We start from the raw sequence: 10,411 nt of genomic DNA, 5'->3' as shown, positions 1-10,411 counted from the left end.
GCGAAGCTAGGCGTGCGCCTGCTGTTCGCGAAACCATACTCTCCAGAAGGAACTGGGAAAATCGAGCGCTTCAACCAGAACATCGATCGTTTCCTGGATGAGTACAAAGTAGATAAGATGCCGAAAACCTTGGAGCAGATGAATGACCGATTTTGGGTTTGGCTGGAAGAATGTTATCAGAACAAATCCCACTCTGCCTTGGGAAACAAAACACCAGTAGAAGCCTATCATCTTGATCCAAAGCCACTCAAGTATCTTCCAGTGGATGTGGTAGCCAATGCCTTTCTCCATTCTGAAAGCAGAAGAGTCGATAAAAGTGGTTGCATCAGTTTTGGCAGCGTTAAATACGAAGTCGGTCTTGCTTATGTAGGCAGGATGGTTGATGTAATCTTTGATCCTAACAATACTGAAACTCTTACAGTCGAGTATCAGGATGATCCACCACTCATTGCAACAAAACTACTGATTGGTGAAAAAGTAAGTGAGAGGCCCCCACTACCAGAATATCTCACAGCCATAAAACCTTCTGAATCAAGACTTTTGGAAGCAGCAAAGCGTGAGAATGATAAGCGGAAAGAGAAGACTTCTGCTACTGCCATATCCTTCCGCAACATGAGAAATGGAGGTGGAGGAAATGTTTGAAGAGTACTATGGATTTGTCCGAACGCCCTTTTCTCGAAACATTCCACCTCAATCTCTATACCAGTCACATGAACTGTCAGAGACCTTAGGAAGGCTCTTCTATGTTGCCGAACGGCAACTGTTCTGTGTACTCACAGGAGAATGTGGAACGGGCAAGACCACCGCCGTAAGGCGGTTTAAGGAAGAACTGGATCCCAGTAAATACACGATGATGTATGTTGCAGACTCCAAGCTTACTCCTCGTAATTTCTACAAAGGCATCTTGGATCAGCTGGGTGCAGAATCAAAATTCTATCGTGGAGATGCCAAGCGACAATTACACAAAGAAATTGAACTCATGAAGGGACTCCACAAGAAACAGCCCGTTGTGGTCGTTGATGAGGCACACTTATTGGATAGAGAGATGCTAGAAGAAGTCCGCTTCCTACTGAACTTCAAGATGGATGCCATCAGCCCTATGGCGTTGATTTTGGTAGGTCAAGTGGAACTCTGGGATAAATTGCAGATGCAGTCCTACACTGCTATAAGACAAAGAATTGATATTCAGTGCAAGATACAACCTATGGATCATTCCCAAGTACGCGAGTACTTGAGGTGTCACCTAAATTACGCAGGTACCGACCGAGATATCTTTACGGATGAGGCGATTGAGATAATTTACCGGTTCTCAGGAGGCTCTTCCAGACTCGTAAACAAGGTATGTACCAGTTCTCTCATCTATGGATACCAGAATGGGAAAAGAATTATCGATGACCATATGGTAAAGATCGTAATCAATGGAGAATTAAGCTAAAACAAATGGCAAGCCTATCAAGCTTGCCATTTCTACCAGCAACTTATGGACAGTAAACACCGTCAGTTTCTGGACAACATAAAAAGTCATTAACACTATAAACTTCATCATTACGAGTTTATACACCAGTAATGGTTATTTTTTAAGTACAACAAATCACAGCTATTGAACTAAACCGACTATTGCCCCCATATGACGTTGGAAGATTCCTCACTCACAAAATGATACTATCCTTAGAATGATTCAATTAGCATCCTTAGGAAGACAAAGGGGTGAAGGATATGCATGATAGGTATCCAGAGAAAAGAACGAATGATACGAAGCACACTAAAGTGCAGACTATAAGGACCTCACCGGCCTTTATCACCTTGATGGTGAGTATTTCAAGATTGGCTATACTTGACCTACTAACTTATCATCATACGACCATAAAATTAATGGTGACATTTATTACTTGAAGGAAAAAAGAAGAGCGCTAGGTTCTTTAGCACCAACACACTTAGAGAAAAACACCGTTAAAAAGCAGAATCTTCAACCGATGATTATGAGGAAATCTAAAAAGGACCTAAGCACAAGTCACACAGACTTTTGCTTAGGTCCTACTAAAACCAATTATCTTGATTGTCTATATGAGTCCTAATAGCGGGAATGCCAGGAACACACCACAGATTACCACTCCACCTAAGAGAAGAGTAATGATACAGTAGCCCATGATATCTCTCGCGGAAAGTCCAGCAATGCCAAGTGCAGGTAGAGCCCAGAATGGCTGGATCATGTTGGTCCATGCATCTCCCCAAGCAATGCTCATAGCTGTGACATTAGGAGAGACCCCTAGGAGCTGTCCAGCAGGCATCATAATTGGTGCTTGCACTGCCCACTGACCCCCACCTGATGGAACAAAGAAATTTACGATACCAGCAGACAGAAAGGAGAAGAGTGGGAAGGTTGTAGTTGTAGCAATACTTACGAATGTATTAGAAATTACGGATGCCAGCGACACCGCTGTAGCCGCATTCGCTCCGGTCATCATACCCATGATTCCGGCATAGAATGGGAACTGAAGAATGATTCCAGCGGAGGACTTTGCAGAATCTTCAATGGCATCGATGTATCTTCTAATGTTACCATGGAACAGAAGACCTAGCGTAAGGAATATCAGGTTTACAAGGTTTAGATCCAGATTGAATCCTTTGGTGGCAAAAGTGTAAATAATGTATACACTAGAAAGCGCTATGGTCAATACCCAAAGTATTCTGGAGTGTTCCAGCTTTTCAGCTGGTGTCTTAGCTACATAACTCTTCACCTCTGGGTCCACGAGAAGCTTAGGATCCACAGTGACTGTATTTTCTTTGGATGGTATCATCGCAAAGCATACCAGCGGAATACCAATGAGGAGTAGGAGTACAATGGTAATGTTAAAGCTCGAGAAGATCGTCTGCGAAGTTGGAATCGCAGCTGAGATCGCTCCGGCAGTCTGTGCTGACAGGGCTTCGGGTGTTCCTCCTGCAAGGGTCAGTGGAATGGAACCTGAAAGACCACCGTGCCAGATGAGAAATCCTGAATATGCAGTGGCAATCAGCAGTCTGTAGTCCAGACCCTTTACTGCTCTAGCCATTTCCTTTGCAAGCAACGCGCCGACTACTAGACCAAATCCCCAGTTGAGTATACAGGCCAGTGTAGAGATGAACCCTGTGATTAGGATGGCCTGTCCTGGTGTTTTTGCCATGGAAGCAATCTTCACCAGAATCTTCTTGATGATAGGCGCTTTAGCCATGGCACTACCAAGTACCAGTACTAGGACCATTTGCATGGAGAACGCCAACAGGGACCATACCCCCTTACCCCAATGGTTGACCATTTCGATGGCTGACTGATCTGTGAGGAAGATACCTGCCACAAAAGTAATTATGGTTAGAATGATAGCGAATAAGAATGCGTCAGGCAAGTACTTGTTAACGAGTGATACGCAAGCGTTGGTAAATTTCTTAAACATTTTTCTCCTCCTTATTTTTTGAAATGATGGGTCATATCGATGATATTCTCTGCCAGCAGAAGTTTTGCTTCTGTTTGACTTTGAATTTCTTCAATGGTGAATTCAGGATTGATTTCTGTCAAGAGAAGTCCTTTTTCCGTAACCTCAATGACACACATTTCTGTGATAATCATATCCACCTGGTTTTTTGCGGTCAGTGGAAGTGTGCAGTTATTAAGGATTTTGGGACTTCCCTTCGCCGTATGCTCCATGGCCACAATGACCTTCTTGGCTCCCGATATAAGATCCATAGCTCCGCCCATTCCTGGGACCATTTTTCCTGGAATCATATAGTTGGCAATACTGCCTTTCTCATCCACCTGAAGAGCTCCAAGCACAGTCAGGTTCACATGTCCACCCCGGATGATGCCGAATGAGGTAGCACTATCAAAGAACGCTCCCCCTGGGATTATCGTTACAGGCATTCCGCCAGCATTAGTAATATAGGGATCCATAAGTTCTTCAGCCGGTGTCGGTCCGAGTCCCACAAATCCATTTTCAGACTGGAACATAATACTCTTCCCTTCGGGCACATAGTTTGCGACCAAAGTCGGAAGTCCAATGCCAAGATTCACCACATCTCCATCTTGCAGTTCATAGGCAACACGTCTTGCAATGAATGATTGTATTTCTTTCTTGTCCATACTACTTCTTCCCTCCATCCACAATATAATTGACGAACACACCAGGGGTATGCACTGTATCCGGATCCAGTTCTCCAATTTCCACAATCTCTTCTGCTTGGACAATAGTAATATCCGCTGCAGAAGCCATCATATGATTGAAGTTTCTAGTGGCACCATGAAAGTTCATATTGCCGTACTTATCCACAGTATTGGCAAATATTAGAGCCACATCCGCTCTTAAGGGCTTTTCTACCAGATATTCCTTGCCGTCCACCATGATTTTATCCTTGCCCTTCTCCACTTCAGTACCAAGACCTGTAGCGGTCAGAACACCACCAAGACCATAGCCCGCGCTGCGGATCTGCTCGATAAGCGTCCCTTGCGGAACAAGAACCACTTCTGTTTCACCAGCCATCATCTGTCTTCCAGTCTCCTTGTTGGTTCCGATGTGGGAGGCGATGATTTTCTTAAACTGCTTCGTTACAACCAGCTTTCCTGGTCCCTTGTCAACAAACCCGGAATCGTTGCTGATAAGTGTAAGGTCTCTCTTCCCACTCTCAACCAGGGCATCGATGAGAAGCTCCGGTGCTCCTACCCCAAGGAATCCACCAATCATGAGGGTATCTCCGTCTTTAATTTTTGCGATTGCATCATTGATGCTGATTATCTTATTCATTATTCTCTCTCCACTATCATCGAAATACCCTGTCCACCGCCAATACAAAGGGTAGCCAGACCATACTTCGATTCTCTTTTTTTCATTTCATGGATCAGTGTCACGAGGATTCTTGCTCCGCTGGCCCCAATGGGATGTCCAAGAGCGATTGCTCCGCCGTTGACATTGACTTTCTCCATATCTGCGTGTAGTTCATTCAGTACAGCAATTGCCTGTGCTGCAAAGGCTTCGTTGGCTTCAATAAGATCCATATCACTGATGGTCAAATTTGCCTTCTCCAAGGCTTTCTTGGTGGATGGGATAGGTCCGCAGCCCATAATCCTAGGGTCTACACCAGCGCTGGCTGAAGATTTGATGGTCACCAGAGGGTTCATTCCAAGACTTTCTGCTTTTTCTTTGCTCATGACGATGAGTATAGCTGCTCCATCATTGATTCCTGATGAACTGGCTGCTGTAACCGTACCATTTTTCTTAAACGCAGGTTTCATCTTGGAAAGCCCTTCCAGAGTTGTCCCAGCTCTTGGGTACTCATCAGTATCTACGACAACGTCGTCTCCTTTGCGCTGCTTGATTCTTACTGGAATAATCTCATCGTGGAATCTTCCTGAAAGTAGCGCTTTTTCCGCTTTGTTCTGGCTGCTAACTGCAAGCTCGTCCTGCTGTTCTCTTGTAAGACCAAACTCCTCCACGATGTTTTCTGCGGTGATTCCCATATGGTAACCGTTGAAAATATCAGTAAGTCCGTCATGCACCATGGTGTCCAGTAAGGTGCCGTTTCCCATACGCATACCCCATCGGGCTCCTGGAACCACATAGGCTGCTTGGCTCATATTCTCTGTACCACCTGCCACAATTACATCTGCTTCGCCAGCCATGATAGCTTGCGCGGCAAGCTGTACCGCTTTAAGTCCCGATCCGCAGACCTTATTGATGGTTAGTGAAGGAACCTCGATAGGAATTCCTGAGTGGATGGATACCTGTCTTGCCACATTCTGACCCAGCCCCGCCTGCAAAACGTTTCCGAGGATGACTTCATCTACTTCTTCAGGAGATAACCCGATCTTCTCTAGCGCTCCCTTGACAGCAATAGTACCGAGTTCTACGGCTGAAACATTTTTAAACGCTCCTCCAAAAGAACCAATGGCTGTTCTTTGTGCAGATACAATAACTGCTTCTCTCATATATTCTCCTCCTAAACACCAGACTCCGATGCTGGAGTCTTAATTGACATGTTTTGTGAACGATTTCAATTGTTATTTTATTAGATTGATATAAATTTGTCTAATGGCTCTTTTTTATCGTTTTCATAACCTCCGGTTATATGCTATAATTTGATCACTATATGGGAGGTATTATAGATGGATATTTTACAGTTAAAATACTTTATAGCTATTGTGGAGAATGACCTCAACCTATCCTTGGCCTCAAAGAAGTTGCATCTGAGCCAGCCCGCCTTAAGTAAGTATATTCTTAAATTTGAAGAAGAGGAGAACCTGAAATTATTTGACCGGAAGAATGGGAGACTTTCAGGGCTGACTTTTGCTGGTGAGAATTTCTACAATAATGCTAAAGTAGTCGTGGAAAACCATACCAACATGCTCAGTGAACTGAGGGAACAATCGAAAAAAATCACCGGAACGGTAAGAATTGGGATTCCACCGCTCATTCTCACCGTTCTCTTCACGGAGATTATGGCTCAACTCATCATAAACAATCCAACCATCAGCTTTGTCATCATTGAGCAAGGCGCCTATGAACTCAAGAAGCTACTTTTTCTAGGTGAGATTGATTTTGCAGTTATCTTGGCCCCCACTGAGCTCAGTCCCCTTCTTTTTGAAGAAACCTTGATTTCGAGAGATGAGCTTACTCTTTTCATGTCGGTGAACAATCCACTGAGTGAATTGGAAAAGGTCACCTGGTATGACCTAAAAAAATCCAATCTTGCCATTTTTAATGAAAACTTCATGATTCACCACTTGCTGAAAAAGAAGTTTGAATCCCTAAAAATCTCCCCCGTGATTTCACTTACATCAGGCTCCTGGGATTTTCTACTAGAGGTCACAAGAACTTCCGACTTCATTACCATCCTGCCTTCTCCTGTCCACTGGCATTTCAACTTTGATGATGTAATTGAAGTTCCTGTGAGAGACCCAATCAGTTGGAAAGTCCTGCTTACTAATCCTATAAAGTCCCATTACAGCCGTTTAGAGCTCTATACAAAGGAGTCCATCATCAGCTATTTTAATGAGCGAAAGAATATCGTTCCCATGGAAGAATGGAAAGTATAAAGAACACTGCAAACTAAATCTATAATGTACGGTTTTCAGGTGAAAAAAGCTTTAGTTTTAATGTTTTTCATAAGAGCAATAACACTATCGATTCAGTTAGCGTTGAAACCTAAAGCTCTTTATTGCTTTTTGACTTTATAACACAGTTATCTAGTCGTTAGTGCAATTTATCTACTGACACACTATCAATGGAAAAAACGGACCTTCAGAGCCGATAACGCAGAGTGCTAGAGCCACTAACGCACCACTAGAATACCATGTAGCGCACAACTAGAGAGCCGATTAAATTCCTCTGATGTAGAATAATATTAATGCACCATAGCATTAATTTTATTATCGAGGAGGAGCAACAATATGAGACAACATTACCATCGTCAGAGCTGTCTATAGCGGTATAAGTCAACGCCGTGTTTCGGAAGCTCATAAAGTCTCGCGAAATACCATCGCTTTGCTCTTGCAACATGCAAGAGACCAAGGTTGGTTAACACTGGATGACTTAAAGCCGTTGGATGAAGCTGCGTTTGTAAAAAATTTGCCGACGGTTTCCACTAAGTCCAGGGACACAACTTTTAAGATGGCCGACTATGACTATGTACACTCTGAGCTTGCAAAACCTTATGTGACAATGAAACTACTTTGGGAAGAATACGTCAAGTCATGTCAGGCTAGTGGTGAAAGGTTCTACATACAAACTCAGTTCAGAAACTATTACCACAAATATGCTCTAGCGAATAAAGCAACACTGATACTGGAGCACAAACCAGCGTTGTCCATGGAAGTTGATTGGGCTGGCACCAATATCGGATACTATGATGATGATCTTGGGAAAACGTGCGAAGCCTCCTTGTTTGTTTCTGTTTTACCCTGTAGTCAGCTGATTTATGCAGAACCTTTTCGGGATGAATCCCTGCCATCATGGATTGCAGCACATGTCCATGCTTTCCAGTATATCGGGGGTGTCCCCAAAATTATAACTCCAGATAATTTGAAGACCGGTGTTACTCATGCAAACTTCAATGAACCAAAATTGAATAAGACATACAGCGAAATGGCTGAATATTATGGTTCTGTTATTTTGCCGGCAAGGGTAAGGAAACCTCGGGAGAAAACAGCGTGCTGATTACTTCCAGAAGAATTCTGGCAAAACTTAGAAATGCTCAGATTCTTTCTTTTACTGAGTTGCAAAAGAAAGTAAGATCAGCTGATTATTTCATCGCAATGATACTGATTATTTCACAGGATTAGCATCACCAATATATGGTTACAGGCATCATTGATTCTGACTCTAAGCATCACCGATATTCAGTTAGAGCATCATTAAGATGTAGCGCACTGCTGGAAGGCAGTGCGCCGAGAGTTCCTAAGACTCGAATGGGTTGTTTACATTAGCTAGATATTTTCTCATGTTTAGGGTGCCTGAGAAAACCCAGATTGCATTGTGAACTATCCGATCCATCATAGCATCAGCATGAACACCTCCGCCTAAGCGGGCATGCCATTCATCTTTCTTAAACTGAGTACAAAATATCGTAGAACTGCAATCATGTCTGCGCTCAATTAGCTCGAACAGGAAATGTTGCTGTTCATCTGATAGACTATCTAGAAGCCATTCATCCAATATCAGTAACTTATAACTGCTGAACTTTTTTAACAGTCTCGATATTCCTTGTTTGGCGAGGCTGGCTTCATCACGGAGAATTAGCAAGTCTGGTATTCGAATATAACGGGTTCTGATGCCTTGCATGCAGGCTTGCCTGCCGATGGCGCAAGCCAGGTAACTCTTACCTGATCCTGCGAATCCATGAAAGATGATGCTGGAACTCATGTCAATGAATTGACAACTGGATAGTGTAATCATCGTCTGGTGATCAAGGCCACGATCCACATAGTGTACATCACTCAATACAGCATTTGGTATTCTGAACTTGGAGAGCCTAATAAGACTTTGAACTCTGCTGTTGTATTTTTTTTGATAGACATAGTCCACAGCTACCTTGAGACGATCTTCAAAGCTTAGGATGTTGTAGTCCACACCTTGAGACTGGAGTTCAATGGCCTCAATGAATTCACTTAAGTTTAGTTCTCTGAGTTTTCTTCTAGTCTCTTCATTAAGAATGGTCATGACTTGTCACCTCCACTATAGTAATCAGATCCTCTGACGTATCCCTGAACAGACTTGTTTAGTTCCTTCTTTTCCTGTTCAGCTACTCTCGCAAGATGGAGTATATCTTGGTTAGAGGACAGAAGTGCTTTAAGATGACTATATCTTGGTGATCTGACTTTAGATAGCGCAATCTCGCATGCAGTTTCCAAACGTTTTTCAGTATAAGTTTTTGCGAGTTTTAGGACTGACAATGCTGCATTGTAGCCTTGTTCCTTGATTCTGACGCTAGCAAAGATCCTGTCGATGACTTCACCGGTATTCTTGCCTATGGTGTAGGCCCATTTCTGGATTCTTTCATCGTCCCACTCAGTACTATGGAAATGATCAGGCATATGTTCTTCTAGTGTTGACCACTTGTGTTTCAAGTAATCTGGTATTTTTCGATGTGTTGCGATTCGCTCTTCTTTGAAATAGATTTCAAGGAATGTATCAGTAATCTTGATATTGACTTTTTTTCCGACATATTGGTAAGGTGCAGAATATCGATTAGTCTTGTATGAGATGTGACAATCCAGATTTACGGAATAACCATAAACCCACTCAGCTATCTCAAATGGAACTGGAGGGAGAGCTCGGAGATACTGTTTTTCCATCTCATGGAAGACCTCATATCTACTGCCTTCTCGTTTCTGGAATTTACTCCTGTTGAATTTTTCCAGTTCATTCCGTATCGCTATCTTTAGTTCGTCCATGCTGTAGAAGCTCATGTTGCGGAGTTTGGCAATAATTGCAGTTGCTATCTTCCCCACAGTTCCTTCAACTGATGCTTTATGCTTTGGTTTTCTTATGCCTGTCGGCATAATTGCGGCAAAATAGAAATCTCCGAGACTCTCGTATTTTTCGTTTAGAATTATATCACCTTCACGTGGATGGCTTGTAACTCCCACTTTAAGATTGTCGCACTTAATTCTGATTGTTGAACCACCAAAGAAGTTAAACATATTCACATGACACTTGAGCCAGGTATTCTGTTTCATATCAAAGCAAGGTTCCACGTAAGAATATTGGCTGTATGGTAGCGTAGCTACAAACAAATAGACTGGAATTATTTCTCCTGTCTCTTTATTGACGATGGACATTGTAGAACCGCTCCAGTCTACTTCACATATAATGCCAGGTTTGTGGATGAGATGATTGGTCAGGCTATTCTTCATGACATAATCCGAGTAACCTTCACAGAATTTTGTGTA

At 42.9% G+C, this 10,411-nt stretch carries 10 protein-coding genes; 4 read left to right on the top strand and 6 right to left on the bottom strand.

The window, feature by feature from the left end; translation table 11 throughout:
- Positions 1 to 642, top strand: a 642-nt coding sequence (locus tag BM243_RS14825) for an integrase core domain-containing protein (protein ID WP_143093609.1), incomplete at its 5' end; no start/stop codon positions are given.
- Positions 635 to 1,435, top strand: a complete 801-nt coding sequence (locus BM243_RS14820; RefSeq protein ID WP_074913366.1) for an ExeA family protein — start codon at positions 635 to 637, stop codon at positions 1,433 to 1,435. The genes BM243_RS14825 and BM243_RS14820, both read left to right, overlap by 8 nt.
- 625 nt (positions 1,436 to 2,060) lie before the next feature.
- Here the strand turns inward: BM243_RS14820 and BM243_RS14815 are convergent.
- Genes BM243_RS14815 through BM243_RS14800 form a run of 4 tightly spaced genes read right to left on the bottom strand, consistent with a single transcriptional unit; the run spans position 2,061 to position 5,950 of the window.
- Complete coding sequence (locus BM243_RS14815; protein ID WP_074913364.1) at positions 2,061 to 3,428, bottom strand: short-chain fatty acid transporter; 1,368 nt, start codon at positions 3,426 to 3,428, stop codon at positions 2,061 to 2,063.
- A gap of 11 nt (positions 3,429 to 3,439) precedes the next feature.
- Positions 3,440 to 4,111 carry a 3-oxoacid CoA-transferase subunit B gene (locus tag BM243_RS14810; RefSeq protein ID WP_074913362.1) on the bottom strand — a complete coding sequence of 224 codons (672 nt, stop codon included), beginning with the start codon at positions 4,109 to 4,111 and terminating at the stop codon, positions 3,440 to 3,442.
- A 1-nt stretch (position 4,112) separates the two neighbouring features.
- Positions 4,113 to 4,769: a CoA transferase subunit A gene (locus BM243_RS14805; protein WP_074913360.1), complete on the bottom strand. Its 657-nt coding sequence runs from the start codon at positions 4,767 to 4,769 to the stop codon at positions 4,113 to 4,115.
- Positions 4,769 to 5,950, bottom strand: a complete 1,182-nt coding sequence (locus BM243_RS14800) for an acetyl-CoA C-acetyltransferase (RefSeq protein WP_074913358.1) — start codon at positions 5,948 to 5,950, stop codon at positions 4,769 to 4,771. The genes BM243_RS14805 and BM243_RS14800 overlap by 1 nt, the downstream gene beginning before the upstream one ends.
- A 177-nt stretch (positions 5,951 to 6,127) precedes the next feature.
- On the opposite strand from BM243_RS14800, the gene BM243_RS14795 reads away from it, so the two are divergent.
- Together BM243_RS14795 and BM243_RS14790 are read left to right on the top strand one after the other, a co-directional pair.
- On the top strand, positions 6,128 to 7,057 hold the full coding sequence (locus tag BM243_RS14795; RefSeq protein ID WP_074913356.1) for a LysR family transcriptional regulator: 930 nt from the start codon (positions 6,128 to 6,130) through the stop codon (positions 7,055 to 7,057).
- 505 nt (positions 7,058 to 7,562) lie between these two features.
- Positions 7,563 to 8,177 carry a DDE-type integrase/transposase/recombinase gene (locus BM243_RS14790; RefSeq protein ID WP_143093608.1) on the top strand — a complete coding sequence of 205 codons (615 nt, stop codon included), beginning with the start codon at positions 7,563 to 7,565 and terminating at the stop codon, positions 8,175 to 8,177.
- A 240-nt stretch (positions 8,178 to 8,417) separates the two neighbouring features.
- On the opposite strand, the gene BM243_RS14785 is transcribed toward BM243_RS14790, so the two are convergent.
- Together BM243_RS14785 and BM243_RS14780 are read right to left on the bottom strand one after the other, a co-directional pair.
- A complete protein-coding gene (locus tag BM243_RS14785; RefSeq protein ID WP_242943577.1) occupies positions 8,418 to 9,179 on the bottom strand; it encodes an ATP-binding protein in 762 nt (253 codons plus the stop codon).
- A partial coding sequence (locus BM243_RS14780) for a Mu transposase domain-containing protein (protein WP_207646211.1) occupies positions 9,176 to 10,411 on the bottom strand: 1,236 nt, incomplete at its 5' end. The genes BM243_RS14780 and BM243_RS14785, both read right to left, overlap by 4 nt.

Source organism: Proteiniclasticum ruminis, assembly GCF_900115135.1.
In the GTDB taxonomy this organism is placed as follows: Bacteria; Bacillota; Clostridia; order Clostridiales; family Clostridiaceae; genus Proteiniclasticum; species Proteiniclasticum ruminis_A.
Note: the sequence above shows the minus strand (reverse complement) of the source record. Positions and strands in the feature narration are given on the sequence as shown.